Source organism: Nocardiopsis ansamitocini, assembly GCF_030268225.1.
In the GTDB taxonomy this organism is placed as follows: Bacteria; Actinomycetota; Actinomycetes; order Streptosporangiales; family Streptosporangiaceae; genus Nocardiopsis_D; species Nocardiopsis_D ansamitocini.
In genome coordinates this window covers 1,208,868-1,223,614 of record NZ_BSQG01000001.1, presented here as the reverse complement: position 1 = coordinate 1,223,614, position 14,747 = coordinate 1,208,868, and the positions used below count along the sequence as shown (strand labels likewise).

The window sequence follows — 14,747 nt, the reverse complement described above, 5'->3', positions numbered from 1 at the left end:
TCCGGGTGCTATCCGGTGGGCCGCGGCGGCTCCACCGCTGCGGGCGCGCCCTCGCGGACCAGTTCCGCGGGCAGCGCGCCCGCCGGAGCATGGGCGCTGTCGACCACGTCCCGGGCCAGCTCGGTGACCTTGCGGCCGCGGGAGCGCGCGGCGTGGCGCAGCCGTTCGAACGCTTGACGCGGTGCCGTTCCGTGCCGCTCGGAGAGCACCCCGATGGCCTGTTCGACCACTACGCGGGTGTGCAACGCGTGCTCCAGTTGTGCCACGGTCACCCGTAGGAGCTCTGTCTCCGACGCCCCCGATCCCGCACGCGGAGGGGGGCCGTCCAGCGATGCCGTTGCCTGCTCCTCCGCGGCCAGCAGGTCGGCGAGGACCATCGCGTTGATCAGGTCGGGGAACGTCTCGCCCCCGCCGTTCACCCTCCACCCCGCTGTAGTGCGGACCAGTCCGATCTCGGCGTCTCGCTCACCGCGAGCCGATCTGTGCGGCGTCACGTACTCCCCCATTTTTCCTACGGACGAGTGGCGGTGTCTTTCGGATCAGGAGACCGGGAGACACCGCCACCGCCTCACGACTGAGCCGCGAGTTTCTCCTTGACCTGTGCCAATGACGGGTTGGTCAGCGCTGTGCCGTCGGCGAAGACCAGCGTCGGGACGGTCTGGTTGCCGCCGTTGACCTTCATGACGAACTCCGCCGCCTCCGGGGTCTGTTCGATGTCGACCTCGGTGATGCTGATTCCGTCACGCGAGAGCTGGCTCTTCAGACGCTTGCAGAAGCCGCACCACGGCGTGCTGTACATGGTGATCTGCGCTGCTGCGGGGGTGGTCATAGGGTTTCTCGCTCCTTCTAACCGGATGGACAATCGCCGCCTACTCCAACGCAGAGAACCGTATCTGGCTTCCCAACCTCGTGATCAGTGCCTGCTCAGACGCTCTCCACAGCGTAAAAGTTCCGGTTTGTTCAGGAGAGAACTTCCGGACGGCGCCGTCCACAGATCTCCATGGGTGCCCGGGAGCCCACCGATACTTTGAGAGACTGGGGCGGGCAGGAGTTCTTGGTCCTGTTGGGGCCCAAGAGGAAACGCGGACAACGAGCCGCCCGAGCCAGGACACGCGGTGAGCCTGGGCGGATTGGAGACACGGCAGATGGGTCCAGACGAATCCCGCGCACCAGGCCGGAGCGGCTTTCCCGGAGCGGCAGCGCCCTCGCTGATGGAGGGGCCCTCCTCCCCGGAGGAGATCCTGCGCGGACTGGATCCCGAGCAGCTCGAGGCCGCCCGTTCGGTCCGCGGCCCGGTGTGCATCCTGGCCGGAGCCGGGACCGGTAAGACCAGGGCCATCACACACCGCATCGCCTATGCCGTGGCCAGCGGAGTGGTCCCTGAACAGCAGATCCTCGCAGTGACCTTCACCACTCGCGCAGCCGGTGAGATGCGCGGCCGACTGCGGGCCCTGGGTGCACCCAGGGTGCAGGCCCGGACCTTTCACGCCGCCGCACTGCGCCAGCTCTCCTATTTCTGGCCACAGGCCGTCGGAGGTCCCAAGCCCACCCTGCTGGACAGCAAGATCGGCCTCGTGGCCGACGCAGGACGCTCCTGCGGGCTCCAGCTCGACCGACCCGGCCTGCGCGACCTCGCAAGCGAGATCGAATGGTCCAAGGTCACCCAGATCCGTCCCGCCGACTACGAGGCGGCCGTCGTCAAGGCAGGGCGCACCCCGCCGATGCTCGCGCGTGACGTCGCCCGGGCCTACGACGCCTACGAAGAGCTGCGCCGCGAGCGCAACCTCCTCGACTTCGAGTCGATGCTCGAACTGACCGCGGCCGTCATCACCGACTCGCCGTCCATCGCCGAGCAGGTCCGCAAGCAGTACCGATACTTCGTGGTGGACGAGTTCCAGGACGTCAACCCGTTGCAGAAGCTGCTCCTGGACGCCTGGCTCGGCGACCGCGACGACATCTGCGTCGTGGGCGACCCCAATCAGACCATCTACTCCTTCGCAGGGGCGACCCCCGGCTACCTCACTGGTTTCTCCGTCGCCTATCCGCATGCCACCTTTGTCCGTCTGGTCCGTGACTACCGCTCCACGCCGCAGGTGGTGCGGGTCGCCAACACGGCACTCCAGGCTGCCGGGGCGGCAGCCGGAGTCGCCCGCGAACACCGCCTGGAACTCGTCGCCCAGCGTCCGGACGGTCCCGACCCGGTCTACGCCGAGTACGACGACGAACCGGCCGAGGCCACCGCGGTGGCGCGCCGTATCGCCGCACTGGTCGAATCGGGCACACCGGCCAGGGAAGTGGCCGTGCTGTTTCGTACCAACTCCCAGTCGGCGGCCTACGAGCAGGCCCTTGCCGATGCGGGGGTGTCCTACACGCTGCGCGGCGCCACCCAGTTCTTCGACCGTCCCGAGATCAAAAAGGCCCTGCACACACTGCGCGGAGCCTCCCAGGGTGAGGACGACGCACCCTTGGTGGCCACGGTGCGCCACATCCTGCAACAACCTCAGATCGGTCTGACCGAGACCGCACCCGAGGGCCGTCAGGCGCGCGAGCGGTGGGAGTCCCTTGCCGCACTCGCCCAACTCTCGGAAGACGTCGCCGCCGAGCGCTCCGGCGCGACCATGGCCGATTTCGTCGCCGAACTGGAGGCCCGCGCGGCCACCGAACACGCCCCCGGGCTCGAAGGCGTCACGCTGGCTTCACTGCATGCGGCCAAGGGGTTGGAGTGGGATGCGGTCTTCCTGGTGGGGCTCACCGAGGGGATGCTGCCCATCATCTACGCGGAGGAGCCGGAACAGGTCGAGGAGGAGCGCAGGCTCTTCTACGTCGGGGTAACCCGTGCGCGTGAACACCTGGGCATGTCCTGGGCGCTTGCCCGTTCGCCCGGCGGGCGCAAGACCCGCAAGCCCTCGCGCTTCCTGGACGGGCTGCGCCCGGCCTCCCCGTCCCTGGCCGCCCAACGCGGAGAGCGCCGGAAGCAGGCCAAAACCATCCAGTGCCGTGTCTGCGCCGCGACCCTCATCGAAGCTGCCGAGCGCAAGCTCGGCCGCTGTGCGGACTGCCCCTCCGACTACGACGAGGCGCTGCTGGAACGACTCCGCGACTGGCGGCGCGAGACCGCCACCGAACAGAAGGTTCCCGCCTACGTCGTTTTCACCGATGCGACCCTTCAGGCGATCGCCGAGCGCGAACCCTCCGGCGTCACCCAGTTGGCGGGCATCTCCGGTGTCGGAGCCGTCAAACTGGAACGCTACGGACAAGCGGTACTGGCGCTGTGCGCGGGGCAGCCCGCGCCCGTCAGTGGTGAACAGGGGGACACCGAATGAGCGAGCAGGAAGCACGGGCCGGGGACGAGCCCGGCCAGACACTTCAGGGGTTGTTGGACATCCTCAACCTCGAACAAATCGAGGTCAACATCTTCCGCGGGCGCAGCCCGGACGGGGGGCCGCAACGCATCTTCGGCGGGCAGGTCGCCGGACAGGCGCTGGTCGCCGCCGGACGCACCGTCCCCGTGGACCGGGCGGTGCACTCGCTGCACGCCTACTTCATACGCCCCGGAGATCCATCCGTACCGATCGTCTACCAGGTGGACCGGGTGCGCGACGGCCGTTCCTTCACCACTCGCCGGGTCACGGCCATCCAGCACGGCAAGGCGATCTTCACCCTGTCGGCCTCCTTCCATCATTCGGAGCCAGGGCTGACGCACCAGGGCGCGATGCCCGAGGTCCCCGCGCCCGACGAACTCCCCAGCATGCGTGAGCGGTTGTTCACCGCCTTCGGCAAGGTCCCCCGATTCGCCTCCTGGCACCCCATCGAGATCCGTCCGGTCGGCGCGCTCTCCTTCGAGGCCGAGCGCAACCCGTCGCTGAGCACCACCGACAACCTGGTCTGGCTCAAGGCCGACGGCAAACTGCCGGAGGACCCGCTGTTGCACGTGTGCCTGATGACCTATGCCTCTGACATGACTCTTCTGGACACCGTCCTGCTTGCGCACGGGCGTTCCTTCTCGGGTATCTCGATGGCCAGTCTCGACCACGCCATGTGGTTCCATCGTCCGTTCCGTGCCGACGAGTGGCTGCTCTACGCCCAGGAGACTCCGGTCTCCGGTGGGGCCCGTGGTCTGGCGCGGGGGTTGGTCTTCACCCAGTCCGGGGAACTGGTCTGCTCGGTCGTCCAGGAAGGGCTCATCCGCGTCGTGGACGAGAGCCCCGGAACGACTGGAACAGGGTGAGCCCCGCGGCCGGACTCGGCCAAAATCGCAGGTCAAAAATATGTTGCTGATTTTCCGTGAACCCGTTTAGTCTTATCGTCATCAAGTTCGCGCATGCCACGGGAGAAGATCCCGGCGGCCAAGCCACGACAGGAGGTGTCCCGATCCAATGAACACGTTGATCAACCAATTCGGCTCGTTCACGGATGCCTGGGGCTCTGTCGGTGGTAAGCGCACGGGCATGTCCTATGTCCTCGGCAATCCTGCCGGTTCCAGCGAGCCAGGCGGGCCGGCGTCGCTGTCACGCCACCGCCGTAGCGGAGCCCAGATCGCAGAAACCCAGCACCTTGACGGTGCGGTGGGGAAGAAGTGTCCACGGAGTAGTCCGGTCTAGTCCATAAAGGCCGGGTAGTCCTCCCGTGGCCGCGGATCCCCACTTGTGGGGCCGCGGCCATTTTGGTGTCTCATCCGATCTCTCCTGCCCTTGCAGGAGACCCCGGTCATGAGGCTTCTCGCAGGTCAAGGTCCCTGAAGTCGGATCGAGAGATTCGGCAGTCGTTGTCGCCTACCGCGTTGATCACCAAAGAATCAGGGAGGACACCGATGCTTGCGTCGGTCCTGGAGACCCCGTGGCTGGACGAGGCCGCGATCCCGTGTCGGCCCCAGCCCGACCTCTTCTTCGCCGAGGCTCCGGCGGACGTCGAGGCAGCCAAAGCTCTTTGCGCGGACTGCCCGGTCCGAGCCCGCTGCTTGGCGGACGCCCTCGACCGGCATGAGCCGTGGGGGGTCTGGGGAGGCGAATTGCTCGTCGCCGGCCAGGTCGTCGCGCGCAAGCGCCCACGTGGGCGTCCTCGAAAGAACGTCGAACCGGTCGCGGCGTAATCCAGCACGCTCGGCACCCGGGCCAAGCCGTCTGCTGGCCCGACAAGAACTTCTCAGCTGTGTAAGGAACCGGACATGATGCTCATTCAGGAACTCATCAACCTGCAGAAGACCGTTGACGTCAAGCGGGAGCGCCAGCAACATCGCCTCTCCGCGCGACAGCTCCGGGCGCAGCTGCGTGAGCAGCGCCGTGTCGAAAACGCACTCATGGAAATGCGAATATCCCGGATGTGTTGACGGTGCTAAGCCCTTCTCGCAGGCTGTTGCCGGCCCCTGGTGGTCACACCGGGGGCCGGCCCCGTTTTCAGTGCTCAGTCGGTGAAACCGGGAACCCAGGAGGCCACCTCCCCGCGGACGGGGACATCGGCCTCCAACTGGCACAGCACACCGGTAGCCGCCATGATCACCCGATGAATAAGCATGTAGGACGGCGGTAGGTTCAAGTCCTTGACGACCCCGCCCGAATGATCGAAGAGGCGTTGGGCCTCTTCTCTCAGCCAGTCCCGGTTGAAGGCGAAACGTTCGTGCCGCGCTGGTTCGGCGCTGGGAAGAAGAAAGTCCAGAAGCTGTTGTGGGTCCAGTTCGGAGTCGGGGCGCAGAAACCCTTCCTCCACCAGGCTCTGGCGCACGCTGTCGGCATCACCGCGCAGCCCGATCTGGATGAGCCGGCCGAAAGCCGTGGGGAAACCGTCGGGCAGTCGATTCACGGCACCGAAGTCCAGGATGGCCAAGCGTCCGTCGGGCAGGATTCGGAAATTTCCGGGATGGGGGTCGGCGTGGAGGAGCCCGGCGAGTTCAGGGCCCGACAACAGGAACCGGATATAGAGCAGCCCCGCGCGGTCACGCTCGGCCTGAGAACCCTCCGTGATGATTTCCGACAGGGGCCGTCCGGTCAGCCATTCGCTGATCAGCACCTGCTCGTGCCCGGCGACGACCCCCGGGATCGCGAAGTCGGGATGGTCGACGTAGGCATCGAAGAACCCCTGCTGCGCATCCGCTTCCAACCCGTAGTCCAGCTCTTCGATGATGCGGTCCTTGAGCTCGGCGAGCAGCGGTTTGAGCTCCAAGCCGGGCATGACGACCGTGAAGAGCCTGCTGATCCGGGCAAGCTGGTGAAAGTCGGTGAGCAGGGCCTTGCCCGCTCCGGGGTACTGCACTTTGACGGCTACGGGCCGCCCGTCCGACCACACCGCCCGATGGACCTGCCCGATGGAGGCCGCAGCGGCGGGGGAGTCGTCGAAGGACGTGAATAGGTTGCGCCAGTCACTGCCCAGATTTGTTGCCAGGACCTGGTGAACGGTCGCCGAGGGGATCGGCGGTGCGTCCTGCTGAAGCCTGGTGAGGGTGGCACGGTAGGGCTCGGCGAACTCTTCGGGCAGGGCAGCCTCGAACACCGAGAGGGCCTGTCCGAGTTTCATCGCACCGCCCTTGAGGTCGCCGAGCACCTCGAAAATGTGCTCGGCGGTGCGGCGCTGGATATCGCTGCTGACATCGTCGGCGGACTGACCGCTCATTCTGCGTCCCAGGCCCAACGTACTGCGGCCCGCGTACTTCAGAGGAAGAGAGGCCAGTTTGGCTGTGCGCGAGAACGCGCGTCGAGGCAGATCGCTCACGCTCATATTGTCGCCGCTGTGATAACGCGAGGCTGTGCGGGGGCGGCCCAACACCCGGTTTGCCGCTCGGCGCGGCGTTTGCGTGGCCGGATGTGGACTCGCGGACGTTTGTTTTCTCTGCTGGTCAGGGGCTATGTGAGCGCTGGATCGATTGAGCGGCAAGGGACGTAGGGCCGACATAGAGCTTTTTGCGCGACAAACACTCTCATCCACCCTCTTTGGCACTTGTCAACTCTGAGCTACCTTAAAATTGTGCCGCCCAATCCAAGAGTTGAGGTGCGCCGGAGTCCTCGTCGTCGGCGGACCGTCTCGGCCTATCGCGACGGGGACAAGACGGTTGTCCTCGTTCCCGCGAGTTTCTCCCGCGCAGAAGAGAAGCGCTGGGTGGACCGCATGCTGGAACGGCTTCAGGCCCGTGAGGAGCGTCGCCGCCCAAGCGACGACGCGCTCCAAGCCCGGGCGGTCGAACTTTCCGAGCGCTATCTCGGAGGGATCGTCGAGCCGGCCAGTGTCAAGTGGGTGGACAACCAGAACACCCGCTGGGGGTCCTGCACTCCTGAGGACGGATCGATTCGGCTCTCCCGACGCCTCTCCGGAATGCCTGGCTGGGTGGTGGACTACGTTCTGATCCATGAACTCGTCCACCTCATCGTGCCTGGCCACGGTCGGGAGTTCTGGGAACTCGCCAACCGGTACCCCCGTACCGAACGGGCCCGGGGCTACCTCGAAGGGGTCTCCGCCGCGCCCCGGTTGAGCGCGGGTGATCCCGACACCTTGGAGGCAGAGGAGGAGTAGGACGGGGAGCCGTCCCGATCGGAGCACCGGCGCGGGCGCGATGCGTGTGGTCAGCCCGGGCACCGGCCGCTCACAACTCCAGAAGCGGCAACTGATAACCCTCGGACTCCACCTCGGGCTTCCAGGGACTGTGCACCGCCGCACCGGCGACACCGGCGAGCTCGGGTACGTACCGGCGCACGTACTCGCCCTGCGGGTCGAAGCGCTTTGCCTGGCGCATGAGGTTGAACTGGCGGTTCGGGCGGGTGTCGTTGCCCGTCCCCGCCGACCACTGCCAGTTGCCGTAGTTGTTGGCGATGTCACCGTCGACCAGGAGCGAATGAAAGTGATCTGCTCCCGCCTTCCAGTGCACGAGCAGTTTTCGGGTCAAAAACACTGACGTGATCATCCGGGCCCGGTTGTGCATGAACCCCTCCTGGATCAGCTGCCGCATCCCCGCGTCCACCACCGGGATGCCGGTACGGCCCTCACACCAGGCGGCGAAACCGGTTGGGTCGTCACGCCATGGGGTGTCCCGGGGGCGGTAGTCGCGCCGGTTGAGGTCGGGGAAGGCCGCGGTGACCTGGTGGTGGAAGTCGCGCCACGCCAGCTGACGGACGAACTCGTCACCGCCTGGGCGGCCGCGGGCGACCCGCGCGAGTTCGAGAGGAGAGACACACCCGAACCGCAGGTGAGCGCTGAGACGCGAGGTCTTGTCGGCCGCGAGGTCGTCGTGCATCTGCGGATAACTCTCCAAACCGGAGGCAAGCCAGGCGCGGACCGCTTCGCGTGCGATCGTCTCCCCACCGCGGCCACGGTCGGGGGAGAGGGAACCGACCCCCCACCGGTCGGCGAGATCCGCTTCGGGGAGCCGGCCCACCGGGACCGTCTCCGCAATGGCGACTCGGGTGGGCGCCGGGTGGGCCTGTCGCCATTGCACCGCCTCCCAGGCCCGCCAGAACGGGGTGAACACCCGGTAGTGGTCACCGCCCGTGGGGCGCACCTCCCCTGGCGGTACCACGCACACCCCTGGAAACGACCGGGTGCGCACGCCGGCACCTCGGGCCGCGGCGTCCAACCGGCGCGAGCGCGCGGTCGCGAACGCGCTCACATCGTGGCTGTAATGCACCGAATCGGCCTGCGCCTCGGTGACCACCCGCATGGTCTCGGTGACGGTGTCGCCCTTGCGGACCACCAGGTCCCCGCCGCGTTCGCGCAGCGCCTCGCGCAGGTCGGCGAGGGCTTCCACCAGGTAGCCGATCCTGTTGCGCGCGGCACCGGCCAGCACGGCGGGGTCGAGGACGAACAACGGAACCACTCGGTGCCCCTCGGACAGGGCCGAATGCAGCGCTGGGTGGTCGTGCAACCGCAGGTCCCGGGTGAACAACACCACGATCGTGGACACACTGTCTCCTCGGTATCGATATCTGCGGCAAAGGACGTCCGCATCGTGCACATTCCAGTGAACAGGTCCCCGCGCCGCTTCGCCGCGAAAATCTCCCGCCTGTGGAAAACTGTCGTCGGCTTCCACGCGATTGGCCGTCACCGACACGGGTACCAGCCCCGATATGACCATCCTGCCGCTGGAACGCCCGCTGGACGCGCGCCCCCGGATCGGTGTGTCGAGCTGCCTCCTGGGCGCTCCTGTCCGCTACAACGGCGGGCACTCCCGACACCGTTTCCTCACCGACACCCTCGACCCCTTCGTCGACTGGAAGCCGGTCTGTCCCGAGGCCGAGATCGGACTGGGCACGCCCCGGGAGACCCTGCGACTGGAGAATTCCGACATCGGGCCCCGGGCCGTCGCAACCAAGAGCGGGACCGATCACACCGATGCCCTCGCCGCCGTCGCCGACCGCCACCTCCGCAGCCTCCGCGAACTCGACGGTTACGTCCTGAAGAACCGCTCGCCGAGCTGCGGACTCTTCGGGATGCCGGTGTTCGAGGACACCCGCCGTGTCGAAGGAAAGGGCCGCGGCGTCTTCGCCGCCCGTCTCACCGAACTGTGCCCCGAACTCCCCGTGGAGGAACAGGGCCGCCTCTCCGACCCCGGCCTGCGCGAGCATTTCGTGGAACGGGTCTTCGCCCGCGCCCGGTTGCGCGCCCTGTTCGCCGAGGGCTGGCGCCCCCGCGACCTGATCGCATTCCACTCGCGGCACAAGTTCCAGCTGATGGCGCACCAACCCGACGGCTATCGCCGTACGGGCCGTATCGTCGCCAAGGCAGGCACCGACGACCCCGAGCGCATCGAGGCCGACTACACCCAGGCGTTCGTCGCGGCAATGGAGCACAAGGCCAGCCCGGGAAAACACGTCAACGTCCTGCAGCACGTCCTCGGCATGGTGGGCCCACGGCTGGACGACGTGCGCCGTCACGACATCCTGGAGGCCATCAGGGGCTACCGGGCGGGTCACCTGCCGTTGAGTGTGCCCATCCATCTGCTGCGCCACCACTGCGCCGCAGAGCGCGTCGTATGGGCACGCGAGCAGACCTACCTGGCGCCCTACCCCGATGAGCTCTCACTGCGCAACACGGTCATCCCCGCCTAGCGGGGGGCGGCGGTTTCGGCGCGTACCCTCGCCGCAGCCGCCGCGACCAGGGCACGACAGGCGGAGTCCGCCGAATCGGGCAGTTCCCCGATGGGGAACCATCGCAGGTCGTCGGACTCGGCGGAGTCGATGACCAGGGGCGCGTCGGGCGGGGCCACCGCGGCGTACTGGACGTCCAGGTGCCAGGACCCGCCACCGCACGGCACCGCGTGCCGGTCCAGCCGCACGGGGACCGGCAGCAGCCGAACCCCCGCGACGCCGGACTCCTCCACGGCCTCGCGCAGCGCGGCCCCGGCCAGGGAGGAGTCGGCCTCCTCGCAGTGACCGCCCAGCTGCAGCCACATCTTGAGCTTGGCGTGCAGGGTCAGGGCCGTGCGCTCACCGTCGGCGTCCAACAGGGCGGCGCTCGCCGTGAGGTGGCCGGGCAGGCACGATCGCGACATCGCGTCGGGGTGGCGCTCCAGGTGGGCCAAGTACTCCACCCGCAGCTCCTCCTGGCGTGCGTCGGGCGCACGCCAGGAGTCCAGCACGGATCTGGCGTCCAGGAACAGCTGGTTCACCGGCCGCCCTCGTCGCCGCGTTCCTCGGACCCACCGTCGTCCGGCCTCTCCTGAGTGAACTGGGAGATGTCGAGGTCGTCAGCGGCACCCTGGCCGTTCACGAACCCGGCGGGGTCGTCCAGGTCGGAGCCCGAGGGCATCAGGTCGGGGTGCTCCCACACTGCGTCACGGCCGTCGATGCCGCGCGCCTCGACCAGCGCAGTCCACAGGGCTGCTGCCTCCCGGAGGCGCCGTGGCCGCAGTTCCAGACCCACCAGAGTGGCGAAGGTGTGCTCGGCCGGGCCACCCGACGCACGCTTGCGGCGCAGGGCCTCGCTCAGGGCCGAGGACTGTGGCAGCCGTTCGGTCACGGCTGCGTCCACCACCGTGGACACCCAGCCCTCGATCAGGGCCAACGCCGTCTCCAAACGAGCAAGCGAAGCCTTCTGCCGCGGTGTGTCCTGGGTCTGGAACAGCCCTTGGCCCTCGTCCCCCGACAGTGCCTCCTGGATCGCCTCCGGGTTGTTGATGTCGATCCGGCCGAGCTTCTCCTCCAGCCCGCTCATGTCGAAGGACATGCCGAGCGCATACTCCTCGACCAGGCTGAACACGTGCGACCGCAACCACGGGACGTGCCCGAACAGCCGGTGATGGGCGACCTCGCGCGCCGCGAGGTACAGGCGAACCTCCTCCAAGGGGATGTTCAGGCCCTCGCCGAAGTTGCGCACCCCTTCGGGGAGCAGCGCCGCACGCCCCTCGCCGGCGAGCGGCAGGCCCACATCGGTCGAGCCGATGACCTCGCGAGCGAGCTCACCGATCGCCTGCCCCGCCTGTTGGCCCACCAGCATGCCGCCCATCTGGCGGATCATGCCCAGCAGGGGGCCGGCCATCGCGCTCATCTCCTCGGGCAGGGTCTGCCCCATGGATTCGACGATGCGTCCGGTCAACGGCTCGCACAACTGCGACCAGGTCGGCATGGTCTTCTCGACCCACTCCGAGCGGCTCCAGCCCTCCATCGTGTGCACGCCCGAGGGCAGTGCCGTGGCCTCGTTCAGCCACAGGTCCGCCAGGCGCAGCGCCTCCTGCACCTGGGCGTAGTCGACGGCACCCACGCTGGGGTCACCGTGCTGGGAGACGGTGTGGCGCGCGATGTTCTTGGCGGAATCCCAGTTGATGCCGCTCCCCGAGCCGCCGGACTGGCCGGATCCCTGCGGGGGCTGTGCCGACATCATGTCGGCGAACTGGCGCAGCATCTGCGCCATCTGCTGCGGATCACCGAACGGGAATCCGCCGGGCGGCATGTTGGGAAGGTCACCGCCTGGGCCGCCGTGACCGCCGGCACCCGCGTCGGAGCCGCCCGACTGGCGCCCCGACTCGTCGTCCGGATCGTTCGGCATGCTGAAACCAAAAGGTAGGTCGCTCACGATTAGACCTCGGGCAGGATAGGAATGTCTCCACTGTCACGTTAGCTGGGAGCCGCCCGGAGTGAGTACTCAATCCAGCCAGGTTCGCCCACAGCACAGCCACCCCGCCCAACGCCTGGTCGTCGCGGTTACGGGAGCCGCAGCCGGAGTGGGTCGCATGCTGGTTGAACGTCTGCTGTCGGACGAGGGTTCCGACCGCGTCACCACAGTTGTCGCGATCGACGACCACCGGGGTGAAACCGTGGGACCGGACTGGCGTCTCACCGACGTCTGCGATCCCCGGCTGGCCGCAGAACTGGCCGGGGTGGACGTCTTGGTGCACGCCGATGACGACCGTTCCCCGGAAACCCAGCCACGGGAGCGCCGCGCCCGCAATATTCGTGCGGTGCAGACGGTCCTGACCGCCGCAGCCGCCCAGCGCGTCCCTCGCGTGGTCCTCATCACCAGCACCATGGTCTACGGCGCGGCCCCCGACAATCCCGTCCCCCTGCCCGAGGACTCTGCCATGGTCGGCGAGGCCGGGGCGAGCCTCGTCGGTGACTTCGTGGAGATCGAGGAGCTGGCGGCCCTGGCCAGGCGCGCCCACCCCGGATTGTCCGTCACCGTTGTGCGCCCGGCTCCCCTCGTCGGCCCCGGCATGGACACCCTGCTCAGCCGACATTTCTCCGCTCCGAGACTGCTGGCGGTCAAGGGCTGCGCACAGTCATGGCAGTTCTGCCACGTCGACGACCTCGTCAGCGCGCTGGACTTCGTGGTGCACAACAAGGGCGAGGACAGTGAGGACTCGCTCGCGGTCGGTTGCGACGGTTCCCTGAGTCAGGAGGAGGCCCAGGGGATCGCGCAGTTGCGCGGTTTCGAACTGCCCGCCAACCTCGCGTTCGGCGCCGTCCAGCGGCTGCATCGGGCCGGCATCACCCCGAGCCCCGTCAGCGAGCTCAAGTTCCTCGTCTATCCGTGCGTGGTGGACTGCGCGGGGCTGCGCGAGGCCGGGTGGCGTCCCGCATACGACAACAGCGAGGTCCTGAGAGCGCTCCTGGACCACCGGTCGGGCAGGCCGGCCCTGGTCGGACGGACCCTGGGCCGCAAGGAGGTCACCATCACCGCTGCCAGCGCGGCCGGGGCCGCGGTCGCCGCGATCGGCACCGCCGTGGCGGCACACCACATCCGCAAGCGACGAAAGGGCTGACCGGGCGAGTTGATACGGTCGGGGCGTGGAATCCATCATGCTCGCCGAGCTGCGCGACACCGCCCTGTCGGTCGACGAGGTCATCAGCGCCGTGGCAGACGACCGTGCCGGAGGGACCGCTTTCTTCGTCGGCACGGTGCGTGATCACGACCATGGCCGCGGGGTCACCACGTTGAGCTACTCGGCCCACCCCAGTGCTCCCGACCGGATGCGGGACGTGCTGCACCGAGTCGTCGCCCAGACGGGGAGCGAAGGCCGCGCAGTCTGGAAGGTCGCCGCACTGCACCGGGTCGGTGACCTCGCCGTCGGTGACCTCGCCGTCGTCGTGGCCGCCGCGGCCTCGCACCGGGAAGAGGCGTTCGACGCCTGTCGACGGCTGATCGACGACATCAAGGCCGAGGTCCCCATCTGGAAGAACCAGTTGTTCGCCGACGGAGAGGCCGAATGGGTCGGGGCCTGCTGACTGCTGCGGGGCGCGATACGGGTGGCCCCCGCGCGACATAGGCTTGCCGGCATGTTCCATCGCGCCATGACCCTGATCGTCGCAGCCGTGCTGCTGGCCGGCTTCGCGGTCGCCGGAGTCTTCCTCCATGTGCCCTACCTCGTTGCCTCGCCCGGACTCGCCCTGAACACCCTGGGCGAGCTCGACGGCGAGCAGGTCATCCAGGTCGAGGGTCGCGACAGTTTCGAGCATGACGGCGAGCTGTCCATGGTCACCGTCCAGTACGCCGGGGGGCCCGGGGCGCGCGTGGACCTCTTCACCGCACTGAGTGCCTGGCTCTCGCCCAGCCAGGCCGTACTCCCGGAAGAGGCGATCTTCCCCCCTGATCGCAGCGTCGAGGAGATCAGCCAGAATCAGACCCTCCAGATGGACGACTCCCAGAACGACGCCATCGCCGCGGCGCTCACCGAACTGGGGGAGGAGTATCGGACCATCCCGATCGTCGCGGGGATCACCGAGGGCCTTCCTGCCGAGGGCGTCCTCGAACTGAAGGACGTCATCGTCGCCGTGGACGGGCAGGAGGTCGCCGACAGTGAGGCGACCGTCTCCGCGGTGCGCGAGCGCTCTCCAGGCGACCCCGTCACCCTCACCGTCGAGCGGGACGGTGAACGCAAGGACATCGAACTGGTCACAGAGGAGTCCGACGACAAGGACCCCGTTATCGGTGCGACCATCGGCAACGACATCGTCTTTCCGTTCGAGGTGAACATCAGCGTCGGCGAGGTCGGAGGCCCCAGCGCCGGGATGATGTTCGCGCTCGGCATCATCGACCGGCTCAGCCCGGAGAGTCTCACCGGGGGGAGCAATGTCGCCGGAAGCGGAACCATCGACATCGAAGGCAACGTCGGTGGGGTCAGCGGCGTGGAGCAGAAGATGGTCAGCGCCAAGCGCGAAGGAGCGGAGTACTTCTTCGTAGCCGCCGACAGTTGCAGCCAGACCTTCGATTCCGCCGCGACCGGCGAGATCGAGGTCGTCAAGGTCTCCACCCTCGGCGAAGCGGTGGATTCCCTGGCGATCATCCGCAGCGGGGAGGGACTGAACGAGCTGCCTCGCTGCTAGGGGCGGAGGGGC

15 protein-coding genes are annotated in these 14,747 nt (G+C 67.8%); 9 read left to right on the top strand and 6 right to left on the bottom strand.

Features of this window, described 5'->3' with window-relative positions; translation table 11 throughout:
- Positions 1-8: 8 nt before the first annotated feature.
- Together QSJ59_RS05505 and QSJ59_RS05500 are read right to left on the bottom strand one after the other, a co-directional pair.
- The gene (locus tag QSJ59_RS05505) at positions 9-506 is read right to left on the bottom strand and encodes an ANTAR domain-containing protein (protein WP_285757577.1); all 498 of its coding nucleotides are present in this window, start codon (positions 504-506) and stop codon (positions 9-11) included.
- A gap of 62 nt (positions 507-568) precedes the next feature.
- Positions 569-829, bottom strand: coding sequence for a mycoredoxin (locus QSJ59_RS05500; RefSeq protein WP_285757576.1), 261 nt, complete (start codon positions 827-829; stop codon positions 569-571).
- Between the two features lie 382 nt (positions 830-1,211).
- On the opposite strand from QSJ59_RS05500, the gene QSJ59_RS05495 reads away from it, so the two are divergent.
- The 4 genes from QSJ59_RS05495 (at position 1,212) to QSJ59_RS05480 (ending at position 5,326) form a co-directional block, all read left to right on the top strand.
- Positions 1,212-3,323: an ATP-dependent DNA helicase UvrD2 gene (locus QSJ59_RS05495; RefSeq protein WP_285757922.1), complete on the top strand. Its 2,112-nt coding sequence runs from the start codon at positions 1,212-1,214 to the stop codon at positions 3,321-3,323.
- The gene (gene tesB, locus QSJ59_RS05490) at positions 3,320-4,228 is read left to right on the top strand and encodes an acyl-CoA thioesterase II (protein WP_285757575.1); all 909 of its coding nucleotides are present in this window, start codon (positions 3,320-3,322) and stop codon (positions 4,226-4,228) included. Before QSJ59_RS05495 ends, tesB begins: the two co-directional genes overlap by 4 nt.
- A gap of 582 nt (positions 4,229-4,810) precedes the next feature.
- Positions 4,811-5,089: a WhiB family transcriptional regulator gene (locus tag QSJ59_RS05485; protein ID WP_285757574.1), complete on the top strand. Its 279-nt coding sequence runs from the start codon at positions 4,811-4,813 to the stop codon at positions 5,087-5,089.
- 75 nt (positions 5,090-5,164) lie between these two features.
- Complete coding sequence (locus QSJ59_RS05480; RefSeq protein ID WP_285757944.1) at positions 5,165-5,326, top strand: hypothetical protein; 162 nt, start codon at positions 5,165-5,167, stop codon at positions 5,324-5,326.
- 74 nt (positions 5,327-5,400) lie between these two features.
- Here QSJ59_RS05480 and QSJ59_RS05475 read toward each other — a convergent pair whose 3' ends face one another.
- Positions 5,401-6,702, bottom strand: a complete 1,302-nt coding sequence (locus tag QSJ59_RS05475; RefSeq protein WP_285757573.1) for an ABC1 kinase family protein — start codon at positions 6,700-6,702, stop codon at positions 5,401-5,403.
- 252 nt (positions 6,703-6,954) lie between these two features.
- On the opposite strand from QSJ59_RS05475, the gene QSJ59_RS05470 reads away from it, so the two are divergent.
- Positions 6,955-7,497 carry a M48 metallopeptidase family protein gene (locus tag QSJ59_RS05470; RefSeq protein ID WP_285757572.1) on the top strand — a complete coding sequence of 181 codons (543 nt, stop codon included), beginning with the start codon at positions 6,955-6,957 and terminating at the stop codon, positions 7,495-7,497.
- 70 nt (positions 7,498-7,567) lie between these two features.
- On the opposite strand, the gene QSJ59_RS05465 is transcribed toward QSJ59_RS05470, so the two are convergent.
- Positions 7,568-8,881, bottom strand: a complete 1,314-nt coding sequence (locus tag QSJ59_RS05465; RefSeq protein WP_285757571.1) for a cryptochrome/photolyase family protein — start codon at positions 8,879-8,881, stop codon at positions 7,568-7,570.
- 163 nt (positions 8,882-9,044) lie between these two features.
- On the opposite strand from QSJ59_RS05465, the gene QSJ59_RS05460 reads away from it, so the two are divergent.
- Positions 9,045-10,025, top strand: coding sequence for a YbgA family protein (locus tag QSJ59_RS05460; RefSeq protein WP_285757570.1), 981 nt, complete (start codon positions 9,045-9,047; stop codon positions 10,023-10,025).
- On the opposite strand, the gene QSJ59_RS05455 is transcribed toward QSJ59_RS05460, so the two are convergent.
- Together QSJ59_RS05455 and QSJ59_RS05450 are read right to left on the bottom strand one after the other, a co-directional pair.
- Positions 10,022-10,585, bottom strand: coding sequence for an NUDIX hydrolase (locus QSJ59_RS05455; RefSeq protein WP_285757569.1), 564 nt, complete (start codon positions 10,583-10,585; stop codon positions 10,022-10,024). The two genes, QSJ59_RS05460 and QSJ59_RS05455, sit on opposite strands and share 4 nt — an antisense overlap.
- Entirely contained in the window at positions 10,582-11,988 is a 1,407-nt protein-coding gene (locus QSJ59_RS05450) for a zinc-dependent metalloprotease (RefSeq protein ID WP_285757568.1), read from the bottom strand. Before QSJ59_RS05450 ends, QSJ59_RS05455 begins: the two co-directional genes overlap by 4 nt.
- Before the next feature lie 61 nt (positions 11,989-12,049).
- Between QSJ59_RS05450 and QSJ59_RS05445 the strand changes: the two genes are divergently transcribed.
- Genes QSJ59_RS05445 through QSJ59_RS05435 form a run of 3 tightly spaced genes read left to right on the top strand, consistent with a single transcriptional unit; the run spans position 12,050 to position 14,735 of the window.
- Complete coding sequence (locus tag QSJ59_RS05445) at positions 12,050-13,174, top strand: NAD-dependent epimerase/dehydratase family protein (RefSeq protein ID WP_285757567.1); 1,125 nt, start codon at positions 12,050-12,052, stop codon at positions 13,172-13,174.
- Positions 13,175-13,199: 25 nt separating this feature from the next.
- Positions 13,200-13,637: a molybdenum cofactor biosynthesis protein MoaE gene (locus QSJ59_RS05440; RefSeq protein ID WP_285757566.1), complete on the top strand. Its 438-nt coding sequence runs from the start codon at positions 13,200-13,202 to the stop codon at positions 13,635-13,637.
- Positions 13,638-13,688: 51 nt separating this feature from the next.
- The gene (locus QSJ59_RS05435) at positions 13,689-14,735 is read left to right on the top strand and encodes a YlbL family protein (protein ID WP_285757565.1); all 1,047 of its coding nucleotides are present in this window, start codon (positions 13,689-13,691) and stop codon (positions 14,733-14,735) included.
- Positions 14,736-14,747 lie beyond the last annotated feature (12 nt).

Coding starts and splice junctions, on each gene's coding strand:
- QSJ59_RS05505 (WP_285757577.1), bottom strand. CDS start 506: ATGGGGGAGTACGTGACGCCGCACAGATCGGCTCGCGGTGAGCGAGAC.
- QSJ59_RS05500 (WP_285757576.1), bottom strand. CDS start 829: ATGACCACCCCCGCAGCAGCGCAGATCACCATGTACAGCACGCCGTGG.
- QSJ59_RS05495 (WP_285757922.1), top strand. CDS start 1,212: ATGGAGGGGCCCTCCTCCCCGGAGGAGATCCTGCGCGGACTGGATCCC.
- tesB (WP_285757575.1), top strand. CDS start 3,320: ATGAGCGAGCAGGAAGCACGGGCCGGGGACGAGCCCGGCCAGACACTT.
- QSJ59_RS05485 (WP_285757574.1), top strand. CDS start 4,811: ATGCTTGCGTCGGTCCTGGAGACCCCGTGGCTGGACGAGGCCGCGATC.
- QSJ59_RS05480 (WP_285757944.1), top strand. CDS start 5,165: ATGATGCTCATTCAGGAACTCATCAACCTGCAGAAGACCGTTGACGTC.
- QSJ59_RS05460 (WP_285757570.1), top strand. CDS start 9,045: ATGACCATCCTGCCGCTGGAACGCCCGCTGGACGCGCGCCCCCGGATC.
- QSJ59_RS05435 (WP_285757565.1), top strand. CDS start 13,689: ATGTTCCATCGCGCCATGACCCTGATCGTCGCAGCCGTGCTGCTGGCC.